General features: G+C 60.4%; 29 protein-coding genes and 1 pseudogene. 19 read left to right on the top strand and 11 right to left on the bottom strand.

What is annotated here, in order from left to right; all coding sequences use genetic code 11:
- Nucleotides 1–281 precede the first annotated feature (281 nt).
- Nucleotides 282–479 (top strand): annotated as a pseudogene (locus J2Y39_RS26530) (HAMP domain-containing protein); the annotation flags it as partial.
- A 111-nt stretch (nt 480–590) separates the two neighbouring features.
- Nucleotides 591–1,334, top strand: coding sequence for a methyl-accepting chemotaxis protein (locus J2Y39_RS26535; protein ID WP_371915155.1), 744 nt, complete (start codon nt 591–593; stop codon nt 1,332–1,334).
- 206 nt (nt 1,335–1,540) lie between these two features.
- Here the strand turns inward: J2Y39_RS26535 and J2Y39_RS14335 are convergent, their stop codons facing one another.
- From J2Y39_RS14335 to J2Y39_RS14345, 3 genes are read right to left on the bottom strand one after another with little or no spacing between them, the layout of a single operon-like run.
- Nucleotides 1,541–2,164: an SOS response-associated peptidase gene (locus J2Y39_RS14335; RefSeq protein ID WP_039761324.1), complete on the bottom strand. Its 624-nt coding sequence runs from the start codon at nt 2,162–2,164 to the stop codon at nt 1,541–1,543.
- Nucleotides 2,165–2,199: 35 nt separating this feature from the next.
- Nucleotides 2,200–2,460 (bottom strand): putative signal transducing protein, encoded by a 261-nt coding sequence (locus J2Y39_RS14340; protein ID WP_150638796.1) that lies wholly within the window; start codon nt 2,458–2,460, stop codon nt 2,200–2,202.
- A gap of 9 nt (nt 2,461–2,469) precedes the next feature.
- Complete coding sequence (locus tag J2Y39_RS14345) at nt 2,470–2,652, bottom strand: CPXCG motif-containing cysteine-rich protein (RefSeq protein WP_041479983.1); 183 nt, start codon at nt 2,650–2,652, stop codon at nt 2,470–2,472.
- A gap of 138 nt (nt 2,653–2,790) precedes the next feature.
- On the opposite strand from J2Y39_RS14345, the gene J2Y39_RS14350 reads away from it, so the two are divergent.
- Nucleotides 2,791–3,957, top strand: a complete 1,167-nt coding sequence (locus J2Y39_RS14350; RefSeq protein WP_041479984.1) for a 1-acyl-sn-glycerol-3-phosphate acyltransferase — start codon at nt 2,791–2,793, stop codon at nt 3,955–3,957.
- 97 nt (nt 3,958–4,054) lie between these two features.
- Here the strand turns inward: J2Y39_RS14350 and J2Y39_RS14355 are convergent, their stop codons facing one another.
- The gene (locus tag J2Y39_RS14355) at nt 4,055–4,333 is read right to left on the bottom strand and encodes a hypothetical protein (protein WP_016770663.1); all 279 of its coding nucleotides are present in this window, start codon (nt 4,331–4,333) and stop codon (nt 4,055–4,057) included.
- Between the two features lie 193 nt (nt 4,334–4,526).
- Between J2Y39_RS14355 and J2Y39_RS14360 the strand changes: the two genes are divergently transcribed.
- The gene (locus J2Y39_RS14360; RefSeq protein WP_095181665.1) at nt 4,527–4,733 is read left to right on the top strand and encodes a hypothetical protein; all 207 of its coding nucleotides are present in this window, start codon (nt 4,527–4,529) and stop codon (nt 4,731–4,733) included.
- A gap of 349 nt (nt 4,734–5,082) precedes the next feature.
- Here the strand turns inward: J2Y39_RS14360 and J2Y39_RS14365 are convergent, their stop codons facing one another.
- Complete coding sequence (locus J2Y39_RS14365) at nt 5,083–5,667, bottom strand: YajG family lipoprotein (RefSeq protein ID WP_039761315.1); 585 nt, start codon at nt 5,665–5,667, stop codon at nt 5,083–5,085.
- A 205-nt stretch (nt 5,668–5,872) separates the two neighbouring features.
- Here J2Y39_RS14365 and J2Y39_RS14370 point away from each other — a divergent pair, with 205 nt between their 5' ends.
- Together J2Y39_RS14370 and mqo are read left to right on the top strand one after the other, a co-directional pair.
- A complete protein-coding gene (locus J2Y39_RS14370) occupies nt 5,873–6,106 on the top strand; it encodes a hypothetical protein (RefSeq protein ID WP_039761314.1) in 234 nt (77 codons plus the stop codon).
- A 704-nt stretch (nt 6,107–6,810) separates the two neighbouring features.
- Nucleotides 6,811–8,319, top strand: coding sequence for a malate dehydrogenase (quinone) (gene mqo, locus J2Y39_RS14375; RefSeq protein WP_024014277.1), 1,509 nt, complete (start codon nt 6,811–6,813; stop codon nt 8,317–8,319).
- A 124-nt stretch (nt 8,320–8,443) separates the two neighbouring features.
- Here the strand turns inward: mqo and J2Y39_RS14380 are convergent, their stop codons facing one another.
- The 4 genes from J2Y39_RS14380 to J2Y39_RS14395 form a co-directional block, all read right to left on the bottom strand.
- Nucleotides 8,444–9,415 (bottom strand): IS110 family transposase, encoded by a 972-nt coding sequence (locus J2Y39_RS14380; protein ID WP_056786210.1) that lies wholly within the window; start codon nt 9,413–9,415, stop codon nt 8,444–8,446.
- Between the two features lie 270 nt (nt 9,416–9,685).
- Nucleotides 9,686–9,973, bottom strand: coding sequence for a PA4642 family protein (locus tag J2Y39_RS14385; protein WP_041479985.1), 288 nt, complete (start codon nt 9,971–9,973; stop codon nt 9,686–9,688).
- Nucleotides 9,974–10,036: 63 nt separating this feature from the next.
- Entirely contained in the window at nt 10,037–10,516 is a 480-nt protein-coding gene (locus J2Y39_RS14390) for a hypothetical protein (protein ID WP_056790257.1), read from the bottom strand.
- A gap of 179 nt (nt 10,517–10,695) precedes the next feature.
- The gene (locus J2Y39_RS14395) at nt 10,696–11,253 is read right to left on the bottom strand and encodes a hypoxanthine-guanine phosphoribosyltransferase (protein WP_016773231.1); all 558 of its coding nucleotides are present in this window, start codon (nt 11,251–11,253) and stop codon (nt 10,696–10,698) included.
- Nucleotides 11,254–11,417: 164 nt separating this feature from the next.
- Between J2Y39_RS14395 and upp the strand changes: the two genes are divergently transcribed.
- Together upp and J2Y39_RS14405 are read left to right on the top strand one after the other, a co-directional pair.
- On the top strand, nt 11,418–12,056 hold the full coding sequence (upp, locus tag J2Y39_RS14400; protein ID WP_024014279.1) for a uracil phosphoribosyltransferase: 639 nt from the start codon (nt 11,418–11,420) through the stop codon (nt 12,054–12,056).
- Nucleotides 12,057–12,058: 2 nt separating this feature from the next.
- The gene (locus J2Y39_RS14405) at nt 12,059–13,333 is read left to right on the top strand and encodes a uracil-xanthine permease family protein (protein WP_071173568.1); all 1,275 of its coding nucleotides are present in this window, start codon (nt 12,059–12,061) and stop codon (nt 13,331–13,333) included.
- Nucleotides 13,334–13,437: 104 nt separating this feature from the next.
- Here the strand turns inward: J2Y39_RS14405 and hemH are convergent, their stop codons facing one another.
- Both hemH and J2Y39_RS14415 read right to left on the bottom strand, forming a co-directional pair.
- The gene (hemH, locus tag J2Y39_RS14410) at nt 13,438–14,463 is read right to left on the bottom strand and encodes a ferrochelatase (protein ID WP_150741827.1); all 1,026 of its coding nucleotides are present in this window, start codon (nt 14,461–14,463) and stop codon (nt 13,438–13,440) included.
- 13 nt (nt 14,464–14,476) lie between these two features.
- A complete protein-coding gene (locus tag J2Y39_RS14415) occupies nt 14,477–15,379 on the bottom strand; it encodes a TIGR01777 family oxidoreductase (protein WP_236168901.1) in 903 nt (300 codons plus the stop codon).
- 197 nt (nt 15,380–15,576) lie between these two features.
- Between J2Y39_RS14415 and J2Y39_RS14420 the strand changes: the two genes are divergently transcribed.
- The 11 genes from J2Y39_RS14420 (at nt 15,577) to J2Y39_RS14470 (ending at nt 25,340) form a co-directional block, all read left to right on the top strand.
- Nucleotides 15,577–16,563, top strand: a complete 987-nt coding sequence (locus tag J2Y39_RS14420; protein ID WP_310218346.1) for an NAD(P)/FAD-dependent oxidoreductase — start codon at nt 15,577–15,579, stop codon at nt 16,561–16,563.
- Nucleotides 16,560–16,775 (top strand): TIGR02450 family Trp-rich protein, encoded by a 216-nt coding sequence (locus J2Y39_RS14425; RefSeq protein WP_016773224.1) that lies wholly within the window; start codon nt 16,560–16,562, stop codon nt 16,773–16,775. The genes J2Y39_RS14420 and J2Y39_RS14425 overlap by 4 nt, the downstream gene beginning before the upstream one ends.
- Nucleotides 16,776–16,988: 213 nt before the next feature.
- The gene (locus tag J2Y39_RS14430) at nt 16,989–17,951 is read left to right on the top strand and encodes a DUF523 and DUF1722 domain-containing protein (protein ID WP_310218349.1); all 963 of its coding nucleotides are present in this window, start codon (nt 16,989–16,991) and stop codon (nt 17,949–17,951) included.
- Nucleotides 17,951–18,892: a MerR family transcriptional regulator gene (locus J2Y39_RS14435; RefSeq protein WP_016773222.1), complete on the top strand. Its 942-nt coding sequence runs from the start codon at nt 17,951–17,953 to the stop codon at nt 18,890–18,892. Before J2Y39_RS14430 ends, J2Y39_RS14435 begins: the two co-directional genes overlap by 1 nt.
- 16 nt (nt 18,893–18,908) lie before the next feature.
- The gene (phrB, locus tag J2Y39_RS14440; RefSeq protein ID WP_310218352.1) at nt 18,909–20,354 is read left to right on the top strand and encodes a deoxyribodipyrimidine photo-lyase; all 1,446 of its coding nucleotides are present in this window, start codon (nt 18,909–18,911) and stop codon (nt 20,352–20,354) included.
- Complete coding sequence (locus J2Y39_RS14445) at nt 20,347–20,769, top strand: nuclear transport factor 2 family protein (RefSeq protein ID WP_071173575.1); 423 nt, start codon at nt 20,347–20,349, stop codon at nt 20,767–20,769. Before phrB ends, J2Y39_RS14445 begins: the two co-directional genes overlap by 8 nt.
- Nucleotides 20,766–21,548: an SDR family oxidoreductase gene (locus J2Y39_RS14450; protein ID WP_056790280.1), complete on the top strand. Its 783-nt coding sequence runs from the start codon at nt 20,766–20,768 to the stop codon at nt 21,546–21,548. Before J2Y39_RS14445 ends, J2Y39_RS14450 begins: the two co-directional genes overlap by 4 nt.
- Entirely contained in the window at nt 21,545–22,792 is a 1,248-nt protein-coding gene (locus tag J2Y39_RS14455) for an NAD(P)/FAD-dependent oxidoreductase (RefSeq protein WP_305381525.1), read from the top strand. Before J2Y39_RS14450 ends, J2Y39_RS14455 begins: the two co-directional genes overlap by 4 nt.
- On the top strand, nt 22,789–23,604 hold the full coding sequence (locus tag J2Y39_RS14460) for a DUF1365 domain-containing protein (RefSeq protein ID WP_310218357.1): 816 nt from the start codon (nt 22,789–22,791) through the stop codon (nt 23,602–23,604). Before J2Y39_RS14455 ends, J2Y39_RS14460 begins: the two co-directional genes overlap by 4 nt.
- Nucleotides 23,591–24,856, top strand: coding sequence for a cyclopropane-fatty-acyl-phospholipid synthase family protein (locus J2Y39_RS14465; RefSeq protein WP_236168897.1), 1,266 nt, complete (start codon nt 23,591–23,593; stop codon nt 24,854–24,856). The genes J2Y39_RS14460 and J2Y39_RS14465 overlap by 14 nt, the downstream gene beginning before the upstream one ends.
- The gene (locus tag J2Y39_RS14470; protein WP_041480000.1) at nt 24,849–25,340 is read left to right on the top strand and encodes a DUF2878 domain-containing protein; all 492 of its coding nucleotides are present in this window, start codon (nt 24,849–24,851) and stop codon (nt 25,338–25,340) included. The genes J2Y39_RS14465 and J2Y39_RS14470 overlap by 8 nt, the downstream gene beginning before the upstream one ends.
- Nucleotides 25,341–25,348: the final 8 nt, after the last annotated feature.

Raw genomic sequence — 25,348 nt, forward strand, 5'->3', positions numbered from 1 at the left:
TTGCCTACACCAAGGACTCGAGCAAATTCGGTGAAAAAGTCAGCGACATCCTCGACGCCGAACAGGCCAGCAATCTCGCCAACCTCAAGCGCGACGAGGTCACCTATTCGGTGAATCAGGCCAAGGGCCGCATCGAACTGTACCTGCCGTTCGGCATCGGCCAGACCGACGCACGCTGGACACTGATGCTGCAATTGCCGCTCAACGCGGTCATGGCCGATCTGCAAAACCTCCAGGCTGATCTTGATGCCCAGCGCAAATCCGACACCTTCGGCATGGCCATGGTCGGCCTGATCATCGCCGGCATCGGCCTGCTGGTGATCTGGCTGGTGGGCCACGGCATTGCGCGGCCACTCAAACAAATGGTCGCCATGCTCGATGACATCGCTCAGGGCGAAGGCGATCTGACCCGGCGCTTGAGCAGCGACCGCAGCGATGAACTGGGCTCGATTGCCAAAGGCTTCAACACCTTCCTCGGCAAGTTGCAGGCGATGATCACCCAGGTGGTGACCTCGGTGCAGAGCGTCAGCGATTCCTCGGAACACACCGCCGACATCGCCATCCGCACCAACATCGGCGTGCAGAAACAAATGGCCGAAATCGATCAAGTGGCGACAGCGGTGCAGGAAATGACCGCTACCGCCCAGGACGTGGCGCGCAACGCCACCCAGGCAGCACAAGCGGCAAGCCACGCCGATCAGGCCGCCAGCCAGGGCATGCAGATCGTCCGCGACACCTCGAATTCGATTGGCGTACTGGCGGTGGAAATCGGCAAGGCTGTCGAGGTGGTGCAGACGCTGGCCAAGGACAGCGAAAACATCAACGCCATTCTCACTGCCATTCGCGGCATCGCTGAACAGACCAATCTGCTGGCACTGAACGCGGCAATCGAAGCCGCGCGCGCCGGCGAGCAGGGTCGCGGTTTTGCCGTGGTCGCCGACGAGGTGCGCAATCTGGCGCAGAAAACCCAGAAGGCCACCGAAGAAATCCAGAGCATGATCCAGCAGTTGCAACAGGGCACCCGCGATGTGGTGCGCGTCATGGAAGACAGCCAGAACCGCACCGACGAAAGCGTGCAACACGCGGCGAAAGCGGCCGAAGCGCTGGAAACGATCACTCAAGCGGTGTCGGTGATCAACGACATGAACACGCAGATCGCCAGTGCGGCGGAAGAGCAAAGTGCAGTGGCCGACGACATCAACCGCAATGTGATCAATATCGGTCAGGTGGCGAATGAAGTGGCCGGCGGTGCGGATGAATCGAGCTCGGCGAGCGCCGGGTTGACCAAACTGGCGGAACAGCAGCGGCGGTTGATCAATCAATTCAAGGTCTGAAAGATCAAGAGCCCCTCACCCTAGCCCTCTCCCGGAGGGAGAGGAGACCGACCGCGATGTCTTGCGCTATACATCGACCTGAAAAAAACAGTCGATTATGGATTCACAACAGATCGTTCAGGTCGGTGTACCTCTCAAGCATCCCCCATTCGGCTCCCTCTCCCTCCGGGAGAGGGCTGGGGTGAGGGGCTTTTGATCCACGCAAATCAAGCCGGGGTCAAACACTCCGGCCCATTCAACTTCGGATCATTCACCAGATTCGCCAACACCCGCTCACGCAGCGCCGCCGGTTCACTGGCGAGCAAACCCTGCAACACATGCAGCGGCGTTTCGGGATCAAGCCAGGCAGCCTGCCCCGCTTCATCGAGAATCAACGGTCGCCGCTGACTCGCCGCCGATTGAGTGATCACTGCCGTGCTCAGCCAGACCTGTTCCTGCACCGGATACGCTTCCCAGATCGCGGCGAAAAACAACGACGAGCCCTCCCCCGGCGTCAACCAGTACGGCCGCTTGCGCTGAGTGCCGCGCCATTCGTAGAAACCGTTGGCCGGCAGCAGGCAACGCCGCAGACGCAGCGCCTCACGAAACATCGGCTGCTCGGCCACGGTTTCGGCGCGAGCATGGGCCGGGGTCTTCGACAGATCGGTCAGCCACGGCGGTGTCAGGCCCCAGCGCGCACGGGCCAACGTGCGCTGGCCGTCTTCGTCGGCACGCAGCATCAACACCGAATCATTGGGGGAAATGTTCCACTGCGCCTGTTGATCGGCGGGAAAACCTGGCAGGGCCGCGAAGTCGCGGTTCCAGCGAAACAGGGCATAACGTCCACACATGGGGCAACACGACTCTGAATAAAACGAAGGCCAGCCTAACAGACCAGCGTGCCGGGAAAGCTTTCCGGTTCGTCGCCAGGCAACGGCAGCGCGGCATTGTACGCGGTGATCAGCTCGCGGGCGTATTCGGCATGATCGTTATCCACCGACAGCCAGAGCAGGCCGAAGATCGGCAATTCACCCGCACCGCCCACCAGATCACGGCCAATCAGATGCGCCTCGATCCCCTCGGTGGCGAGCATGCCCTTGAGCATTTCGCCCTCCATCAGGTTCGCCGGTTCGTAGATGCGCTGCATACGCGGCCCTCACTCGTTTTCGCTGAAGACTTCCAGATGCCACTCGTCTTCATGGACTTGCAGGACAAAGGTGATCGGACGACAGCACACCTGGCAGTCTTCGATATACGTTTGATCGCCGCCGGACAAATCCAGCGTGGTCTCGACTTCCTCACCGCAATACGGACATTCATACCGTGCATCTTCCAGCATCGCGGTCTCCCAAGTGACTTGTGCGTATAATCGCCGGTCTATTTGCAGGGCTATTTTTGTCTGACTACTTTTCAGACCGTGCCCTGCGGGTTTTCGATCAAACCCTTTACTTACCCTAGCCGTTTCCAACAAGAGAGCATGATGGGCGAATTCGATGCCATCCGACCTTACGACGACAGCGAAGTACCTGCGGTACTGGCAAGGCTGCTCGGCGACAAGGCGTTTCTAGATATCCTCACCCACTTCCGCTTCCCGCGTTTTGCCGGTGCCTTCGGCTGGATGCTCAAACCTCTTATAGCCCATCGGCTGCGTCGTGAGTTTGCCGACGTGAATTCCGTGGCTACCTTACAGGACAAAGTCGAGTTCTACGTCGACCACACCATCGAGCGCGCCACCGACGGCGTGACCTATACCGGTGTCGAGCAGTTCAAGTCCGGCAGCGCCTACCTGTTCATCGCCAACCACCGGGATATCGTCATGGACCCGGCCTTCGTCAACTACGCCGTGTACCACGCCGGCCTGCCGACGCCGCGCATCGCGATTGGCGACAACCTGCTGCAAAAGCCGTTTGTCAGTGACCTGATGCGCTTGAACAAGAGCTTTATCGTCCACCGCTCGATCACCGGCCGCCGCGAGAAGATGGCTGCTTATCAGTTGCTGTCGGCGTACATCAACCACTCGATCCGCAACGACTGCGCGTCGATCTGGATTGCTCAGGCTGAAGGTCGGGCGAAGGACGGCGACGACCGCACCGAGTCGGCGATCCTCAAGATGTTCCACATGAGCCGCAAGGACGAGCCGTTCGGCGAAGTGATCCGCTCGCTCAACGTGACGCCGGTGTCGATCAGCTATGAGTACGACCCCTGCGACCAGGCCAAGGCCCGCGAACTCTACATCCGCGCCACCACCGGCACCTACGCCAAGGCGCCGGGCGAGGATGACGTGAGCATTGCCAAGGGCATCACCGGCTACAAGGGCCGGGTCCACGTGAACTTTGCCGCGCCGATCACTGAGGTGTTCGAGGACACCAAGCAATTGGCGATCGAGATGGACAAGCAGATTCTCGGCGGCTACCGGCTGTTCCCGGTGCATTATCTGGCGTACGCGCAGTGGGCGGATGCCGATCCGCAACTGAATGTGCCGACGGCGGCCGAGGTGTTCCCGGCTGACGAACTGGCCAAGGCGCAGGATGAGTGGCAAAGCCGACTGGATGCCTGCCCCGCTGAGCATCGGCCGTACCTGGTGCTGCAATATGCGACGCCGGTGCGTAATCAGTATCGGGTCAAGGCTGGATTGCCGCTGTAAAGCAATAGCAAGATCAAAAGATCGCAGCCTTCGGCAGCTCCTACATGGGAATGATGTACATCCTGTAGGAGCTGCCGAAGGCTGCGATCTTTTGCTTTTAAAAGCGGGTGCTGATCCAGGAGACGATCAAAGCCAGGCCCAGGCAAGCAAATCCAAAGCGATAGAAAAACCGGTTCATGCGCAACGTCGCCCAATCGAGCATCGGCTCGGCATTGGGCTGCGCCTGGCGCTGGGCGGCGAGACTGGCCTGGGCGCGTTGCTCACGGCGGCGGGTCGCGTGCAGCAGCCAGCTGCCCGGAAAGGCCAGCAGCAAGGCCAGCAGGTTGATCAACTTGGCGGGATGGGCGGTAAACAGCGTCATCAAGTGCAGCGACATCACAGACCTCGAACTTAACCGGTGTGGCAGACGCCAGACCGACGACCGCGGCGCGAATTCTACCCAAACCCTGACGCCCTGCCCCAGCCTTTGCGACAAATAACCTGACAATCGACCGATGGCTGTCCTGTGTCATGGCATCGTCACGTGGATGCTTCACCCTGCGCGCCTCGAAACTCGAATGGAATGCGACATGCTGCACGCGGAAAACCAGGATCGCCTGTACCTCATCACTCCTTACGACGACCAGCAAAGCCTGATCGGCAGCCTTGCCTTCAACGTGCAGGATCGGCACTGGCTGGTGTATTGCGCGCTGGGCGGGCATCAGCATGCGGACTTGCCCGAGACGGATTTGCTGACCGGAGTGAGCGTGCTCGATTTTTATTCTCAGGCTGCCTGAACGTCAAAAGCACCCTCACCCTAGCCCTCTCCCAGAGGGAGAGGGGACTGACCGAGGTGTTTGCGGTAGATACGCCGACTTGAGATACCGCGCCGAATTCAGGTTTTGAAGCACACGCGATCGGCTCCCTCTCCTTGGGGAGAGGGGACTGACCGAGGTGTTTGCGGTAGATACGCCGACTTGAGATACCGCGCCGAATTCAGGTTTTGAAGCACACGCGATCGGCTCCCTCTCCCTCGGGAGAGGGCTGGGGTGAGGGGAATCGATTTCCCATACGACACAAATCCCAGATCCACAAAAAAGCCCGGAACCATCACTGGCCCCGGGCTTTTTCACATCTACGGAAAACTTACTCAGCCAGAACCTGACCCACGGTCGGGTCCTTGAACAGACGCGTCAGTGCGTCACTCAATACATCGCTGACCAGTTTGGTATTGGTCTCCTGATTCGGCGCCATGCCGAAGCGCTGGTCCAGGGACGCACCGTAACGGCCGCTGTAACGGCGGTTGGCGTTCTGCACGTCGGAGCGGAAGGTCGCGCCGATGGTGGCTTCGGTCACGTACATGCCTTCTTTCGGCGACTGGTATTTCAGCTCGGCCAAGGTCACGGTCAGCTGCGGCGCGTTAGGTGCGCTGGTGGTCGGGGTGAAGCCGAGCAGACGTACGGCAGCTTCGGCCTGGGCCTGCAGCTTCGGCAGGATCTGCTCGCGCTGCACGGTGATGGCGCTGGTTTCCGGATACAGACCGCCACGGGTACCGAGGGTCGGCGACGGACGACCGTCGACCACACGCACGATGACAGGCTGGCCGCGACCGACCGCTGGCAATTGCGTGGTCAGCTTCGGCTCCGGATTCAGTTGTTGCGGGCTGTGGGCGCAGCCGGCGAGGGTCAAACCGGCGACAGTAATCAAACCGAACAACAGGCGTTGCAACATGCTCTTCTCTCCAGAATCAGGCACAAACAGGCCGGCAGTATAGCGGTGGGCCACTGCGCGTAACCAGCGTCGCACAGTGAATACTGAAATGTCTGACAAACCCCGCCGAAAGCGGTTCCTGTCACACATTCTTCACCGTCCATACACCGCGACGTCACGGCCCACCGGCAAGCTTCACAGCAGTCCTCCTTCAAGGAACTCTGCCATGCGTTATCTGATCTCGCTGTTCGCCCCACGCCCGCTGCATCGCAGCTTTGCCCTGCTCGACCGCAACGGTCATTGCCAGGCCTTCAAGCAGTGCAGCCTGCAACCGATGGGCGACGGCTGGGTGGAAATCGAAGAAATCCGCCTGACCTGGCTGAACCAGCCGCTGCCCGCCAGCGCCCGGGTCGTACCGCGACAAATGCGCGCACGGGGTCAGGTGCAGTTGAGCATCTGACCGGATGCCTAATAAAAGTCATTAAACACGAGCAACTGCGCGCATTTCTTCGCTACAATCTCCCCCCGATTATAAGGACGTCTCCTGATCGGGCCCCGCAACACCGTCAATGCGCATGCATCGACATCAAAATCGCCCACAGAGAGCCGCCCACACAGATCGAGTGAAGTTGGCGCGCTTGCCTGTTCTTCCGGCAAAAACCCGCTTTTCGCGAATCTGCAGAGCTGTCATTCGCTCGGCCACCGCGTTGTTTTGCCCTAGCGGGCAGGTGCCAGGCCAAGGCAGCCCTTTTTTGAGGTTCACGTCTTCAAAAGAGCGTGAAAAAAACGGGTTTTCACAACTTCACAAGAGTGTGGCGAGCAAATGAATAGTTTTGCGTCTGAACATGCACCATTAGCGTCTGAAACAGCCCAACGACACAGGACCGGGTATACCTCGAACATCGGAGCCTGAAGCCTGTCCGCTACGGATTTGGTTGCACGAAAACGGATGACTCGACCATAAGTCGAATTGCCAGCCCTGCGCGAAAATGCGTTCATGGAACGCTTGAAACCAGGCCGCACGCATCCGTCGAAGTTGCGAAAAATTGCGAAGATTCGGACATGGCCCACCTGACCACGGATAGCCCGGGCCCACTGACCTGCCCTGGAACGCCTGGCAGCCATGCCGACAATTTGGTGCTGCAGATTTGGGAGACGCGTTAAATGGCGCATAACGAAGCAGTCGACGTAGTTCTGGTAGGGGCCGGCATCATGAGTGCCACCCTGGCCGTACTGCTCAAAGAGCTCGACCCCGCGATCAAGCTGGAAGTCGTCGAGTTGATGGATTCCGGCGCCGCCGAGAGTTCCAATCCGTGGAACAACGCCGGTACCGGTCACGCCGGCCTGTGCGAGCTGAACTACACCCCGCAGGCTGCCGATGGCAGCGTCGACATCAAGAAAGCCGTGCACATCAACACCCAGTTCGAGGTGTCGAAGCAGTTCTGGTCGTACCTGACCAAGAAGGGCACGTTCGGCTCGTGCAAATCCTTCATCAGCCCGGTACCGCACCTGAGTTTCGTTCAGGGCGAGAGCGGTGTGTCGTTCCTCAAGGAACGCTTCAATGTCCTGAGCAAGCACCACGCGTTTGCCGACATGGAATACACCGAAGACAAGGGCAAGATGGCCGAGTGGATGCCGCTGATGATGCCGGGGCGCTCGCCCGACGAAGTCCTCGCCGCCACCCGTGTGATGAACGGCACCGACGTCAACTTCGGCGCCCTGACCAATCAGTTGCTCAAGCACCTGAGCAGTGCCCCGGACACCCAGGTCAAATACTGCAAGCGCGTGACCGGCCTCAAGCGTAACGGCGCCGGCTGGACCGTCAGCATCAAGGACGTCAACAACGGCAACACCCGCGAAGTCGACGCAAAGTTTGTCTTCCTCGGTGCCGGTGGCGCGGCCCTGCCGTTGCTGCAGGCTTCGGGCATCGAAGAAAGCAAAGGCTTCGGCGGCTTCCCGATCAGTGGCCAGTGGCTGCGTTGCGATAACCCGGAAGTGGTCAAGCACCACCAGGCCAAGGTCTACAGCCAGGCGGCCGTGGGTTCGCCACCGATGTCGGTGCCGCACCTCGACACTCGCGTCGTCGACGGCAAGAAATCCCTGCTGTTCGGGCCATACGCCGGTTTCACCACCAAGTTCCTCAAGCATGGCTCCTTCATGGACCTGCCGATGTCGGTGCGCGCCGGCAACATCGGGCCGATGCTGGCGGTGGCGAAAAACAACATGGACCTGACCAAGTACCTGGTCAGCGAAGTGATGCAATCGATGGAACAGCGCCTGGAATCGCTGCGGCGTTTCTACCCGCAGGCGAAAGCCGAAGACTGGCGCCTGGAAGTGGCCGGGCAACGGGTGCAGATCATCAAGAAGGACCCGAAAAAGGGCGGCATCCTGCAGTTCGGTACCGAACTGGTCGCGGCGAAAGACGGCTCCCTCGCCGCGCTGCTCGGCGCATCGCCAGGCGCGTCGGTGACCGTTTCGATCATGCTCGAACTGATCGAGAAGTGCTTCCCGGCCAAGGCGTCAGGCGAGTGGGCAAGCAAACTCGCGGAAATCTTCCCGGCCCGTGAAAAGGTTCTGGAAACCGATGCTGCGCTGTATCGCAAGATCAACACGCAGAACAACATCGCCCTGGAACTGGTTGAAGAAAGCAGCGAGACGCCAAGCTTCGCTTGATCTTGCGGCATGAAAAAACGCCCCGATCGGGGCGTTTTTTCATGGCCTTGAAAAGCAAAAGATCGCAGCCTTCGGCAGCTCCTACACGGGATTGATTTACACCCTGTAGATACCGTCTTGAGCCTCACCGGGCAAGCGCAAGTTTCGGGTCATATGGCAGTCCTGACTTGAGCACTCCGTAAACGAAGTGCAGCAGCTTGCGCATTGCTGCGCAGATGATCTGCTTGGGAGCCTTGCCATTGGCTTCCAAGCGTTCTTTCATCGCCTTGATCGCTTTATTGTGTTTCAGCGCCACCATGCCAGGCATGTAAAGGCCTGCACGCAGCCGTGCTGACCCTACTCTTGAGATCAGGGTGTGACCTTTGAGCTTTCCTGATTCCTGCAGCTTTGGATTGAGCCCTGCAGCAGCGACCAGTTGGCGAGGATCACTGTATTTGCGCAAGTCACCCAGTTCGGCAAGCAATCGTTCAAGCGTTTTTTGTCCGATGCCGTCGATGGTTACGATGAGATCCCGCATCTGACGCATATCCGGGTCGTCATCGATGTGTTTTTTGATCGCCTTATGCGTTTCTACGATCTCTTTTTCGATATGGCGCAGAACGGAGTTGATCGAGTCTTTGACCTTTTCGTCGGAAACGTCCAGACGATTGAGCTCCATTTGTTCCATTTCCTGAAGGTCATCCAGGCGGCGCACCATTGCTTTTAACTGGCGGTATTTCAGCGGCTCAGGCGCCCATGGGTGAAGTTTTTGATCCTTTTCCCGGGCAAAGTCGGCGATCAGTTTGGCATCGCTTTTATCAGTCTTGATGCGGCGCAGTTCGCTGTCAGCGTACGCTTTGGTCGTAGCCGGGTTCACGACGCAGACCCGGAAGCCTTTGTTGTAAACGAATTCCGCGAGCTCCAAATGGTAGACGCTGGTGGCTTCCATCACGATCAGGGCCGAACGCTCGGCGTTTTTTTCTAGCCACGCCTCAAACTCTTTAAAGCCCTTTGGATCGTTGGCCAGCTTGGCCTTGGTTTTGTGCTTGCCGTTGGGCTGGTGTGTAGCGATATCAAAGGTGTTCTTTGCGATGTCGACGCCAACGAAACCGGACATGATTGATTCTCCACTTGTTCCCTGTTGCGATCATCACGTCACTCTGTCCAACCTTGCGAATGCGGGCTCTCGCCGCAGGCGGGCCCAAGATACCGTGCGAACTGTACGAGTGAGTGTGGAGGGCTGGAGCACGATCTACGTCACAGGCAAAAAGCCTAAGGAGCTGCGCGGCTTCCAAGTCCCTCCCTCGATGATCAGTCGAGAACTATCGCTCCTGACGGAGCGTTAGTCGAGATACAAGGAGCTGCCGCAGGCTGCGATCTTTTGATCTTAAGAGCGGGACTTTTCGATCAGCTCGATGTAGTCCGGGGCGTTGCGCTGATCGGCGATCAGGTCAACAAAGGTCTTGCCCTGCTCATCCTTGCCATCAACGTCATAACCCGCCGCAACGAAGAAGCCCAGAAAGCGCTCGAAATCATCGATGCGCAAACCGCGATAGGCCTTGATCAGTTTGTGCAGCGACGGCGAAGTGGCGTCGACCGGCTCAAAATCGAGGAACAGCTTGATCTGCTCATCGCCGATCTCGTCACCAATCACTTGTTTCTTATCTTTACGCATTGCCGACTCCAGCTCGTAGACATGACACGGGGCGGGCAGTTTACCCCTGCCCGACCGCCCGGCTCAACGCGGACGAATCGCCCCGGTATGAAGATCGGCCCAGATATGGCCATTGGCATAACTGAGGAACTGCACATACACCGTGTCGTTGCGCAGCAGATCCATCACCACGCGGTACTGAGCGAGCGGATAGAACAGCGTCAGGGTTTTGCTTTTGTCGTCGTAGGCCGGTTTTTTCAGGCTTTTGCTTTCGCCGTCGAAACTCACCAGCACCTGGTTGATGTTCGCGCCTTTGTTCAGAGACTTGCCCTTGAGGCGGATCAACAAGGATGAGGTGACCGGAATCGGCTGCTGATTGGACTGGCGCTGCGCACCGACCACCACCGAATACTCGCTGACCTGCAGCAGTTGCTGCTGCTCGGGTTCAGCGTCGCGCAGGGTCAGATCGTCCGGCGGCAGGAACTGGCTGTGCATCGGCGCAGCGGACAGCGGCAGGCTGAGGGACAGCAACAGGGCGGCGAGACTGCGGATCAAGAGGCGCATGACAGGCTCCGGGGGGCGGGGCCGAGCACTCTAGCATGGCTGTCGCGCAGGGATCAGCACACACAAAAACAACTGTGGGAGCGAGCCTGCTCGCGAAAGCGTCGTGTCAGTCAACATTAATGTCACTGACACATCGCATTCGCGAGCAGGCTCGCTCCCACAGGGGGCAATGCAGGTTCTTACATGCCTTTAACGGCGTAAATCCCGTTGGCGTTGCGCCAGTAGCCTTTGTAGTCCATGCCATAACCGAAGATGTAGCGGTCGATGCACGGCAGGCCGACGAAATCGGCTTTCAGGTCAGGACGTGCCTTGCGGTCGTGGTCCTTGTCGATCAGCACGGCGGTGTGCACTTTGCGTGCGCCGGCGTGTTTGCAGAAGTCGATGATCGCGCCCAGGGTATGACCTTCGTCGAGGATGTCGTCGATGATCAGCACATCGCGGTCGATGAACGAGACTTCCGGTTTGGCTTTCCAGAACAGGTCGCCGCCGCTGGTTTCGTTGCGATAACGGGTCGCGTGCAGGTAGGACGCTTCCAGCGGGAATTGCAGATGCGTCAGCAGTTTGCCGGAGAAGATCAGGCCGCCGTTCATCACGCAGAACACCACCGGATTGCTGTCAGCCAGTTGTTCGTTGATTTGTGCACCGACGCGAGCGATGGCCGCCTCGACTTCAGACTCGGTGTACAGGCAGTCAGCCTCTCGCATGATTTGACGGATATGCTCGAGATCAGCGGACATGGCGCTCTCCAGGGGTTGGCGGAATTGGAAAAGCGGGCAAAGGTACGCATCCCGCGAGGTCGAATCAAGCTCTTATGGACTAACGTACAGAATGTCCTATAGGACATCACCCTCGGATAGATTAATCTAGGCCGGTTTTTTTGCCCGCCGCCGGAGCCTTTCCCATGCCCATCCTCGAGATCCGCCATCCGCTGATCCGTCATAAACTCGGCCTGATGCGCCGCGCAGACATCAGCACCAAGAATTTCCGCGAGCTCGCTCAGGAAGTCGGCGCCCTGTTGACCTATGAAGCTACAAAAGATCTGCCGCTCGAATCCTACGACATTGCCGGTTGGTGCGGCACCGTGTCGGTGGAGAAAATCGCCGGCAAGAAGATCACCGTCGTGCCGATCCTGCGTGCCGGTATCGGCATGCTCGAAGGCGTGCTCAGCCTGATCCCGGGCGCCAAGGTCTCCGCTGTGGGCGTTGCCCGCAACGAAGAGACCCTGCAAGCGCACACCTATCTGGAAAAACTGGTACCGGAAATCGACGAGCGCCTCGCGATGATCATCGACCCGATGCTCGCCACCGGCAGCTCCATGGTTGCCACCATCGACCTGCTGAAAAAGGCCGGTTGCCGCGACATCCGCGCCATGGTCCTGGTGGCCGCGCCGGAAGGCATTGCTGCCGTCGAACAGGCGCACCCGGACGTCACCATCTACACCGCGTCCATCGATGAACGCTTGAACGAGCACGGCTACATCATTCCTGGGCTTGGCGACGCCGGTGACAAGATCTTCGGCACCAAGCAGAAGGACGCGTGACCATGCAGCAAGAGTTCAACGATCCGCTCTGGCGCACGGTGCTGTCCGGCGCGCAGATGCTGTTCGTGGCTTTCGGCGCCTTGGTGCTGATGCCGCTGATCACCGGCCTCGACCCCAACGTGGCACTGTTCACCGCGGGTCTGGGGACGATCCTGTTCCAGATCGTCACCGGGCGTCAGGTGCCGGTGTTCCTCGCGTCGAGCTTCGCCTTCATCACGCCGATCATCCTCGCCAAGGGCCAGTTCGGCCTCGCCGCGACCATGGGCGGCGTGATGGCGGCCGGTTTCGTCTACACCTTCCTCGGCCTCGCCGTGAAGATCAAAGGCACCGGCTTCATTGACCGTTTGCTGCCGCCGGTAGTGATCGGTCCGGTGATCATCTCCATCGGCCTGGCCATGGCGCCGATTGCCGCGAACATGGCGATGGGCAAGGCCGGCGACGGCAGCGAGCTGATCCACTATCAGACGGCGATGATGATTTCCATGCCGGCGCTGCTGACCACGCTGATCGTGGCGGTCTTCGGCAAGGGCATCTTCCGTCTGGTGCCGATCATTTCCGGCGTGCTGGTGGGCTTTGCCATGTCGTTCTATTTCGGCGTGGTCGATACGGCGAAAATTGCTGCAGCGCCATGGTTCGCTCTGCCGCACTTCACCGCGCCCGAGTTCAATTGGCAGGCGATTCTGTTCATTGTTCCGGTAGCGCTGGCCCCGGCGATCGAACACATCGGCGGCGTGATTGCCGTCGGTAGCGTGACCGGCCGCGATTACCTGAAGAAGCCAGGCCTGCATCGCACCCTGCTCGGTGACGGCATCGCCACCACGGCCGCCGGCCTGTTCGGTGGCCCGCCCAACACCACTTACGCCGAAGTGACCGGCGCGGTGATGCTGACCAAGAACTACAACCCGAAAATCATGACCTGGGCGGCGATCTTCGCCATCACCCTGGCGTTCATCGGCAAGTTCGGCGCGCTGCTGCAAAGCATTCCGGTGCCGGTAATGGGCGGGATTCTGTGCTTGCTGTTCGGTTCGATCGCGGCAGTGGGCATGAACACCCTGATCCGCCACAAGATCGACCTGGGCGAAGCGCGCAACCTGGTGATTGTTTCGGTGACGCTGGTGTTCGGTATCGGCGGCGTGCTGGTTGGCACCGGCACCGGTCCTGATGACTTCGGCCTCAAAGGCATCGCGCTGTGCGCGGTGGTGGCGATTGCGCTGAACCTGATCCTGCCGGGCAATGATGGCTGGAAGCAGAAGAAGGCGGATGAGCCGCTGATCTAAGGCTTTCAGATCTTCATCGCCTGACAGATAGCATTCGCGAGCAGGCTCGCTCCCACAGGTTGGAATGTATTTCCCCTGTGGGAGCGAGCCTGCTCGCGAAGTTTTTAAAGGGCCAGCGGCGCTCGTTCGCAGAGGGTCGCCAACGCCTTGGCCCATTGCGGGTCGTCGTTCAGGCACGGCACCAGCACCAACTCTTCGCCCCCCGCTTCGCGGAACTGTTCCTTGCCGCGATCGCCGATCTCTTCCAGCGTCTCGATGCAATCGGCGACGAACGCCGGGCACATCACCAGAATCTTTTTCACCCCGCTTTTGGCCAGTTCATCCAGCCGCGCTTCGGTGTACGGCTCGATCCATTTCGCCCGGCCCAGGCGCGACTGAAACGACACCGACCATTTGCCGTCAGCCAGCCCCATGCTTTTGGCGAAGGCGGCGGCGGTACGGAAACACTGCGCGCGATAACAGGTCGCCAATACCTCCGGCGAGGCGGTCTGGCAGCAATCGGCGCCCTTGAGGCAGTGATTGCCCGTCGGGTCGAGTTTGCTCAGATGGCGCTCAGGCAAGCCGTGAAAGCTCAGCAGCAGATGATCGTAGTCCTGCTGCAGATGCGGACGCGCGCTGGCGGCCAGTGCCTCGATGTATTCAGGCTGATCGTAGAACGGTTGCAGGATCGACAACTGCACGTCGAGCTTCCTCTCGCGCAACACGCGCCGGGCTTCTTCGATCACGGTGGTCGTGGTGCTGTCGGCGAACTGTGGGTACAGCGGCGCCAAAGTGATCTTCTTATGTCCCGCTTTGACCAGACGCAGCAGACAGGTTTCGATCGACGGCTCGCCATAGCGCATCGCCAGATCCACCGGGCCGTGTTTCCACGTCCGGGTCATCTGCTCCTGCAAGCGGCGGCTGAGCACCACCAGCGGCGAACCCTCTTCCCACCAGATCGAGGCATAGGCGTGTGCCGATTGCTCGGGACGCTTGATCAGGATCAGCGACACCAGCAGCCGCCGCAGCGGCCATGGCAGGTCGATCACGTAGGGGTCCATCAGAAATTGATTGAGATAGCTGCGCACATCGGCCACCGAGGTGGAGGCCGGAGAGCCCAGGTTGACCAGAAGCAAAGCGTGATCGGTCATGCAACGTCCTATTTCAGAGGCGGCTGGAGAGATCATCCAGAGCCGCGCGTAAATCCGTAAAGCGGAAGCTGAACCCCGCTTCCACCAGGCGTGCCGGCGTCGCACGCTGGCCGCCGAGCAATAACAGTGACAGCTCGCCGAGCATGACTTTCAGCGCCAGGGTCGGCATCGGCATGAACGCCGGGCGGTGCAACACACTGCCCAGGGTCTTGGCAAATTCGCGGTTGCGCACAGGTTTCGGCGCGCAGGCATTATAAGGACCGCTCGCCTGATTCCGGTGCAGAAGAAAATCAATCAGGGCGATTTGATCGTCGATGTGAATCCACGGCATCCACTGCCGACCATTGCCCAAAGGCCCGCCCAGCCCGAGCTTGAACGGCAGCAACAGCCGCGACAAAAAGCCGCCCTCAGCCGACAGCACCAGACCGGTTCGCACCAGTACCACGCGGATGCCGAGGTTTTCGGCGCGCAGGGCGGTTTCTTCCCAGGCGATGCACAACTGACTGGCGAAGTCGTCGATGCCCGGCGGTGATTCTTCAGTCAACTCGCGTTCGCCACCGTCGCCGTACCAGCCGATCGCCGAGCCGGAAATCAGCAGCGACGGTTTCTGCGCGCGAGTTTCCAGCCACGCCAGCAGCGTTTCCGTCAGCGTGATGCGGCTGCTCCACAGCAACGCCTTGCGACGATGGGTCCAGGGGCGGTCTGCAATCGGCGCGCCGGCGAGATTGACGATCGCATCCAGCGGCTCTTCGCCGAGGTCCTCCAGACGGGCAATCCCGCGCACTTGCGCGCCGCAGATCTGCGCGACTTTTTCCGCGCGGCGACTCCACACCGTCAGCCGATGGCCCTGCTCCAGCCAGTGCCGGCAGAGCTGACGTCCGATCAAACCAGTACCGCCGGTCAGCAATATGTGCATGACATCTTCCTCGCGTGGCGTTTAACCCGGATCACTAGTCTATTTTTATAGGCAGGGATCTTTTCGATCGGGCAGGCTCTATGGTTTAACAATAGGCCAAGCTGTCAGAACGAGAACGCTAGAAGTTATACCAAAAAACAGAATTGTACAGGTTTGATCGACGGCGTAGTCTGTACAGAAAGGTAAACGAGGCCCCTATGACTGTACCTATCGCAATCATCGGCACCGGCATCGCCGGGCTCTCCGCCGCCCAGGCTCTGACAGAGACCGGGCATACCGTTCAACTGTTCGATAAAAGCCGCGGCAGCGGCGGGCGCATGTCGAGCAAGCGCAGCGACGCCGGCTCGCTGGACTTGGGCGCTCAATATTTCACCGCGCGTGACCGGCGCTTCGTTACCGAAGTGCAGCGCTGGCAGAGCCGGGGCTGGGCCGCCGAGTGGGCGCCGCAGCTGTACACCTTCCAGGGCGGCCAACTGAACATGTCGCCGGACGAGCAGACCCGCTGGGTCGGCACGCCGCGCATGAGCGCCATCACCCGCGGCCTGCTCGATGGCCTGGACGTGCGGTTTGCCTGCCGCATCACCGAGGTCTATCGCGGTGAAGAACACTGGCATCTGCAGGACGCCGATGGCTGCACCCACGGCCCCTTCAGCCATGTGGTGATCGCCACACCGGCACCGCAAGCCACCGCGTTGCTCGCCGCCGCGCCGAAACTTGCCGGCGTCGCTGCCGGGGTGAAAATGGAGCCGACCTGGGCCGTCGCTCTCGCCTTCGAAACCCCGCTGGATACGCCAATCGAAGGCTGCTTCGTACAGGACAGCCCACTCGACTGGCTGGCGCGCAACCGCAGCAAACCCGGGCGCGACAGCACTCTCGACACGTGGGTGCTGCATGCAACCAGCGCCTGGAGCCGGCAACACATCGACCTCTCCAAGGAAGCCGTGATCGAGCATTTGCACGGTGCGTTCGCCGAACTGCTGCACAGCGCCATGCCTGCGCCGACCTTCAGCCTCGCCCACCGCTGGCTCTACGCCCGCCCCGCTACCGGCCATGAATGGACCACACTTGCCGATGTTGATCTGGGCCTGTACGCCTGTGGCGACTGGTGCCTGTCGGGCCGCGTTGAAGGCGCCTGGCTCAGTGGTCAGGAGGCTGCACGTCGCTTGCACGAACACCTGCAATGAATCGCATCAACCCGCGCAAATTGCTGCTGTCGAAGTGGACAGCAGCCCATCCGCAAAATCGCGAAAAACATTTTCTGGTCACCGAACTGATCCGCGACGAGGAAGGTACGGTGCTGGAAGTTGAATTGCAGGCTGTGCTGACCCAGCGTAGCGAGCGGCTGGATTGGCAGGTGCTCAAAGACAGCAAGCTCTGGTTACTCGGCTGGAAATAGATTTCCCTTGTGGTGGCGAGCCTGCTCGCGAAAGCGCTGTATCAGATACAAATTCCTTTGCTGACCCACCGCTTTCGCGAGCAGGCTCGCTCCCACAGATCAACGCCGCACAAAAATCTTATACAAATCATTTGACTTGTACATCCATCGATCTATGCTGAGGAAAAGTTGTACAGCAATAACTCTCTGTACAGGTATAGATTCGAGGTGCTCATGTCTACTGCTTCCCTGTCCAAGCCGAAGATCGCCATCAGCGCCTGCCTGTTGGGCGAAGAAGTGCGCTACAACGGTGGGCACAAGGAATCGCGGCTGTGCAGCCGCACCCTTACCGAATATTTCGATTTCGTCCCGCTGTGCCCGGAAGTTGCTATCGGCATGGGCATTCCCCGTGAGCCGATTCGGCTGGTCGGCGACCCTGAACAACCCGAGGCAGTCGGCACCGTTGACCGGACCATCAACGTAACCAGGCCGCTGGCCGAGTACGGCGAGAAAATGGCCGCCGAGCTGCGGGACCTTTCCGGCTACATCTTCATGCAGCAGTCGCCCTCCTGCGGGCTGGAACGGGTCAAGGTCTATCACGACAACGGCGCGCCAGTGAATGGTGGCGGACGCGGGATCTATGCGCAGGCATTCTGTGCACAGCATCCGGATCTGCCGGTGGAAGAAGCCGGACGCCTCAACGATCCGGTGCTGCGGGAAAACTTCATCACCCGCGTGCTGGCCTACAGCGCCTGGCAGCAAGTGCTCGCCGAGGGTCTGAGCCGCCGCGCCCTTACCGAGTTCCATTCGCGCTACAAGTACCTGCTGATGGCGCACAACCCGCTGCAATACAAAAACCTCGGCAAGATGCTCGGCAACATGGCCGACAGCGATCCCGCCGAACTCGGCCCGCGCTATTTCAGCGAGCTGATGGCCGCGCTGAAGAAATGCGCCACTCGCGGCACCCATTGCAACGTGCTGCTGCACCTCAGCGGTTATTTGAAACAATCGCTGAGCGCCGAAGACAAACAGGAAATGCAGCAGATCATCGGCCAGTACCGCCAGGGCATCGTGCCGCTCGTGGTGCCGTTGACGCTGCTCAAACATCACTTTCGACTCCATCCGGACCCGTACATCGCGCAGCAGGTTTACCTGCAGCCGCATCCGGAAAACCTCAGTCTGCGAAACGCGATCTAATGAACGATAAAACCGACAGCAGCGCCCGGGAAGACCTCGGCGCCGACTTCAAGAAAGCCCTCGACGAGGGCTGGTTGCCGATTCGCGAAGTCGCGCGGCAGACGGGCGTCAACGCCATCACCCTGCGCGCGTGGGAACGTCGCTATGGGTTGGTGGTGCCCCAGCGCACGCCCAAGGGCCATCGACTGTATAGCGCTGAACATGTGCAGCGGATCATGGCCATCCTTACCTGGCTCAACCGTGGCGTTGCGGTCAGTCAGGTCAAGCCTCTCCTCGACGCGCCGCAGGCCTTCACGGAAACCGTGGAAAACGATTGGCAGCGTCTGCATCAGACGTTGCTGTCGGCGGTCACCTCACTCAATGAGCGCGCGCTGGATGACAGCGTCAATCAGGCCATCGCCTTGTATCCGCCACGGACGTTGTGCGAGCAATTGCTGATGCCGCTGCTGGCCGAGCTCGAACAGCGCTGGCAGGGCCAGTTCGGCGCGCAGATGGAACGGACGTTTTTCTTTTCCTGGTTGCGCAGCAAATTCGGCGCACGCATCTACCATAACAACCGTCAGCTGCATTCGGCGCCGCTGCTGTTGATCAATCATTCCGACCTGCCGCTGGAGCCGCATCTGTGGCTGTGCGCATGGCTGATCAGCAGTGCCGATTGCCCGGTGCAAGTGTTCGACTGGCCACTGCCGGCCGGTGAACTGGCGCTGACCGTCGAGCATCTGCAAGCCCGTGGCGTGCTGCTGTATTCGAGCAAAGCCATGCAACTGGCGCAGTTGCCCAAGCTGTTGGCAAACGTCAATTGCCCGACCTTGATTGCTGGCCCCACGGTGCACATCCACCACACCGAGTTGTCCGCACGCACCGCCCAGACTGCCGATCTGTTCCTGGCTGAAGATCCGCTTGCCGCACACCAGGCGCTGCTCGAGCGCGGATTGATTTGATGATGGGTTTAATCACATGCAACTGATCTGGCTGCGCAGCGACTTGCGCCTACATGACAACACAGCCCTCGCGGCCGCCGCAGCGCGCGGCCCGACCGTGGCGGTGTATCTGTTGAGTCCGCAGCAATGGCTGGAGCACGACGATGCGCCGTGCAAAGTGGATTTCTGGCTGCGCAACCTGCGCGAACTGAGTCAGAGCCTCGGCGCGCTGAACATCCCGTTGTTGATTCGCAGCGCACCGCACTGGGATCAGGCACCGGCGGAGCTGCTCAAACTCTGCCGGCATTTGAAGGTCGAGGCGGTGCACGCCAACGAGGAATACGGCGTTCACGAAAGCCGCCGTGATGAAACCGTGGCCGAAACGTTGCGAGCCGAAGGCATCGAATTCCACAGTTACCTGGATCAGTTGCTGTTAAAACCCGGCACAGTGCTGACCAAGACCGGCACCTACTTCCAGGTGTTCAGTCAGTTTCGCAAAGTCTGCTACGAACGCCTGCATCGCTCGATGCCGGCACTGGTCAAGGCACCCGGCAAGCAGGCCGCGCTGGATATCGCCAGCGATGCAATTCCGGAGGCGGTAAAAGGTTTCGCCACACCGAGCGAATCCCTGCGCGCCCTGTGGCCGGCCGGCGAGCAAGAGGCGCGACGCCGCCTCGATACCTTCACCGACGCGCAGATCGACTACTACCGCAGTGAACGCGATTTCCCGGCCAAACCTGGCACCAGCCAATTGTCGGCGTATCTTGCCGCCGGCGTGATCTCGCCACGCCAGTGCCTGCACGCTGCACTGCAAAGCAATCAGGGCGAGTTCGAAAGCGGCAAGGTCGGCGCAGTGACCTGGATCAACGAGCTGCTGTGGCGCGAGTTCTATAAACATATTCTGGTCGGCTACCCACGTGTCTCCCGGCATCGCGCCTTTCGCCCGGAAACCGAAGCGCTGGCCTGGCGCGATGCGCCGGAAGAACTCAAGGCCTGGCAAGAGGCACGCACTGGGCTGCCGATCATCGACGCGGCGATGCGTCAACTGCTGGAAACCGGCTGGATGCACAATCGCCTGCGCATGGTCGTAGCGATGTTCCTGACCAAAAACCTGCTGATCGACTGGCGCGAGGGCGAACGCTTTTTCATGCGCCACCTGATCGACGGCGACCTGGCGGCCAACAACGGTGGCTGGCAGTGGAGCTCATCGACCGGCACCGACTCGGCGCCGTACTTCCGTATCTTCAACCCGTTGAGCCAGTCGGAAAAATTCGATGCCGAAGGCGTGTTCATCAAGCACTGGTTGCCGGAACTGGCCGGGCTCAACAAGAAGGAAGTGCACAATCCGGCGGCAGCCGGAGGACTGTTCGGCGTGTCCGGTTATCCGGCGCCGATCGTTAATCTCAGCACTTCACGCGAGCGTGCGCTGACGGCGTTCAAGAACCTGCCGTCGCGCCAGCCTGTGGGCGGCAGCGATGAGTGAATTCCTGCGCAGCTTCGCCCGCGAGTTTTGCGGGTTGAACAAAGACAACCTGCATCGCCTCGGCGAGCTGTACAGCGACGACATTCATTTCACCGATCCGCTGCACGAAGTTCAGGGCCTGGCACAACTGCGGGATTACTTCAGTGAGCTGTACGCCAACGTCAGCGATCTGCGTTTCGATTTTCATGGTTTCGACCAGATCCGCGAAGGTGAGGGTTACCTGCGCTGGGTCATGAGTTATCGCCATCCGCGCCTGGCCAACGGTCGGGAAATCAGGGTCGGTGGCTGCTCGCACCTGCTCTGGCGCGACAAGGTTTATCGCCATCGGGATTATTTCGATGCCGGGGCGCTGCTGTATGAACACTTGCCAATATTGGGCCGGGTGATTGCCTGGCTGAAAAGGAGAATGGGATGAGTCGTACACCTCCACGGCGGTATTGGTTGACCGGCGCCAGCAGTGGCATCGGTGCAGCCTTGTGTGAGGACATTCTGAAAAGCGGCGCACACCTGGCGGTCAGCTCGCGCTCGGCCGCGCCGCTCAAGGTTTTGTCCCAGCGCTACCCGGGCCAGGTGCTGGTGGTGCCCGGCGATCTGACCAACAGTCAGACCGTGCGCGAAATCGGTGAGCAGATCGCCGACGCCTGGGGATCGCTGGACAGCGTGATTCTCAACGCTGGCACCTGTGAATATGTCGACGCACGCCAGTTCGATTCGTCGATCATCGAGCATGTGGTGCGCACCAATCTGCTCGCCAGCAGCTACTGCATCGAAGCCGCCCTGCCGCTGCTGCGCAAAGGCACCGCGCCGCATCTGGTCGGCATGGCCAGCTCGGTGACTTACCTGCCGCTGCCACGGGCTGAAGCCTATGGCGCATCGAAGGCCGGGCTGCGTTACCTGTTCGAATCGCTGCGCATCGATCTGGCGGATGAAGGCATTGAAGTCACCATCATCAGCCCGGGTTTTGTCGAAACGCCGCTGACCGAAAGGAACGATTTCCCGATGCCGCTGAGCTGGCCTGCGGATAAAGCGGCGCGGCACATCTTCGCCAAACTCAAGGACCGTCCGCTGGAAATTGCCTTCCCGGGGCTGTTCATGGCCGCGCTGTGGCCGCTGTCCAAGCTGCCCGCTCGCGCGCAGCTGGCGATCGGCAAACGCATGGTGCGCAAGAACCCACCGCAGCGGGACCCGATATGAAAATCGCCGTAATTGGCAGTGGTATCGCCGGGCTCACCTGCGCCTACCTGCTGAACCGCCGCCACGACATCACCGTGTTCGAAGCGAGTGACTGGGTCGGCGGGCATACCCACACCGTACCGGTCAGCGTGGCCGGGGAATCGTTCGCCATCGACACCGGTTTCATCGTGTTCAACGACTGGACCTACCCGAACTTCATTCGCTTGCTCAACCAGCTCGGCGTGGCGTTCAAGCCGACCGAAATGAGCTTTTCGGTAACCGACCCGGACACTGGCGTGGAGTACAACGGCAACAACCTCAACAGCCTGTTCGCCCAGCGCAGCAATCTGTTGTCGCCGGGGTTCTGGGGCATGCTGCGCGACATTCTGCGCTTCAACAAAGAAGCGCAGCGCGACCTGGTGGAACTGCGCATCGCCGCCGATACCACGCTCGATGATTACCTCAAGGCCGGCGGCTACGGCGAGCGCTTCATCCTGCACTACATCGTGCCGATGGGCGCGGCGATCTGGTCGATGCCAATGGCGGAAATGCTCAATTTCCCGCTGCAATTCTTCCTGCGTTTTTTCAAGAATCATGGCCTGTTGTCGGTCAGTGATCGGCCGCAGTGGCAGGTCATCGAAGGCGGTTCCAGTGCCTACGTCGCGCCGCTGACCGCTTCGTTCAGCGACAGGATTCGCCTGACCTGCCCGGTCAGCCGCGTCGAGCGCAATCAGCATGGTGTGGTTATCCACAGCCCGGCCGGCCTCGAACATTTCGACAAGGTGGTGTTCGCCTGTCACAGCGATCAGGCTCTGAGGCTGTTGGCCAACCCGAGCGACGCCGAGCGTTCGATTCTCGGTGCCCTGCTCTACGCCGACAACGACGTCGTGCTGCACACCGACACGCGCCTGCTGCCGACGCGCAAACTGGCCTGGGCCAGCTGGAACTATCGCCTCGGCGGCGCCGGCCATACCCGCGCGGCGGTCACCTACAACATGAACATCCTGCAGGGCATCGAAAGCGACACCACGTTCTGCGTCAGCCTCAACCAGACTGCCGGCATCAGCCCGGATAAAGTGCTGGCCCGCTATACCTACGCCCACCCGCAATACACCCTCGCCGCAGCGGCCGCGCAAAACCGTTGGGGCGAACTCGATGGCGAGCAGCACACGCATTATTGCGGCGCCTACTGGGCCAACGGCTTTCATGAAGATGGCGTGGTCAGCGGCTTGCGCGTGGCCGCCGCGTTCGGTGAAACCCTGTGAACAGCGCACTGTATAGCGGCATGATTGGCCACCGACGTTTTTCGCCGCGCCGCCACGAATTCCGCTACCGCATTGGCCTGCTCTATCTCGACCTGAGCGAACAGGACGCCGTGCTGGCCTTGTCGCCGCTGGCGGGGCGCAGTCGTTTCGCGCCCTTCTCGTTTCGCGAAACCGATTACCTCAAAGCCTTCACCGGCAAGGGCATGCGCCTGATCGACGCCGTGCGTCAGCAGGTCGGTGCAGCCATCGGTCATGAACCACAAGGCGCGGTATGCCTGCTGACTCAGCCGCGCAGTTGGGGCCTGTCGTTCAATCCGGTGAGCTTCTTCTACTGCCATGAAGCCGACGGACAACTGGCGGCGATCGTTTGTGAAGTCACCAATACGCCATGGCGCGAGCGTTTTCATTACGTGTTGCCGGCGCAGACGCCGACCAGTCTGGTGGATTTCCACCAACATTTTGCTGTAGCCAAGGCGTTTCACGTTTCACCGTTTCTGCCCCGCGACCTCGAATACCGCATGAGCTTCAGCCCGGCTGCGCAAAGCCTTGGCGTGCACATGGCCGATTGGCAGGGCAACGAGAAACTGTTCGACGCCACACTGAATCTGCGCCGCGAACCGCTCGATCGTCGCAGCCTGCATCGCTATCTGCGGCGCTTCCCGTGGATGACCGCAAAAACCGCTTTGGCGATTTATTGGCAAGCACTGCGACTGCTGCTCAAGCGCGCGCCGATCTTCCCTCACCAGGCTGCCGACGGCAGCTTTAAAACCGCCACTGTGCCTCCGAAGGAGCCGCACCATGAAATCCTCTAGCCTGCCGCTCGGTCGCTTCAGCACCAACGGTTTGACCGGCTCGCTGCTGCGCCGTGGCGTGTTGCGCCAATTGGCCCAGCTCAAACACGGACAATTGATGGTCGTCGAGGATGGCGAACAAATGCTTTTCGGCACTCCGGGCAGCGCCCTGCTCGGCGAAGTCCATGTACTCGACCCGGCCCTGTGGGGCATGGTCGCCAGTAGCGGCTCGATCGGCGCCGGCGAAGCATTCATCCACGGCTATTGGAGTTCGCCGGACCTGACTGCTGTGGTGCGCGTGTTCGTCAGCAATCTCGATGTACTCGACGCCATGGAAGGTGGCCTGGCGCGTCTGGGCCGGCCCTTCGTACAAGGGCTGCACTGGCTCAATCGCAACACGCGCAAGGGTTCGCAGAAAAACATCGCCGCGCACTACGACCTCGGCAATGAACTGTTCGAACAGTTTCTCGACCCGACCATGATGTATTCCGCCGCCCAGTTCCTTTCGCCGAGCGACACCCTGGAACAGGCGCAACTGAACAAACTCGAGCGCATCTGCCAGAAACTCGCGCTCAAACCCAGCGACCACCTGCTGGAAATCGGCACCGGTTGGGGCAGCATGGCCCTTTACGCAGCACAGCATTACGGTTGCCGCGTGACCACCACGACGCTGTCGAAAGAGCAGTTCGCGTTCACTGCCAAGCGCATCGAACAACTCGGCTTGCAGGATCGCGTCACCCTGCTGCTCAAGGACTACCGCGACCTCAGCGGCGAGTACGACAAACTGGTGTCGATCGAGATGATCGAGGCGGTCGGCCATCGGTTCCTGCCGACCTACTTCAAGCAATGCGCGCAGTTGCTCAAAAGCAACGGCCTGATGCTGCTCCAGGCGATCACCATTCGCGAACAACGCTACGAACAGGCCAAGCGCAGCGTAGACTTCATCCAGCGCTACATCTTCCCCGGCGGCGCCCTGCCCTCGGTGCACAAGATGCTCGATGTGGTCGGCCGCGAAACCGACATGAACCTGCTGCACATGGAAGATTTCGGCCTGCATTACGCCAAGACACTGCGCCTGTGGCACGAGAACTTTCGCCTCGCCCATGGTCGCCTGAGCGAGCTGGGCTACGACGATTATTTCCTGCGTTTGTGGGAGTTTTACCTGTGCTATTGCGAGGGCGGGTTCCTCGAACGCACCATCGGCACCGCGCAATTGCTGCTGGCCAAACCGGCGGCGATGACCGCGCCGCTGCTCGGACGCTTCGATGCGTGAGCGAATCGCCAATGCCGTGCTGTTTCAGCTCGGCTGGCTGGCCTGCGTGCTCGGCGGCAACAGTTTATGGCTGTTGCTGGCACTGGCGGCGCTGGTGATTCATCTGCGCTGGATCAGCAGTTGGGCGGCGGAAGGTCGTTTGATACTGTGCGTGGTGATTGTCGGCACGGCGGTGGACAGTGTTCTGCGTTATCTCGGCGTGTTCCGCTTTGCAGACGCCTCGCCGCTGATTCCGCTGTGGCTGATGCTGCTATGGGCACTGCTCGCCACCACGTTGCGCCACTGCCTGGCCTGGAGCGCGCGGCCATGGTGGCTGGCCAGCGGACTTGGCGCGGTGGGCGGGGCATTGTCGTACTACGGTGGCGGACGCTTGGCCGGCGTGCATTTCCCTTACGGCGAAGTGTCGACGCTGATCGTCATCGGACTGCTCTGGGCAGGGCTGTTCCCGCTGTTGCACTTGATGGCACGGCGTCTGGCGCCGTGAGCGTCCGT

Source organism: Pseudomonas sp. 2957 (genome assembly GCF_031456345.1).
In the GTDB taxonomy this organism is placed as follows: Bacteria; Pseudomonadota; Gammaproteobacteria; order Pseudomonadales; family Pseudomonadaceae; genus Aquipseudomonas; species Aquipseudomonas siliginis.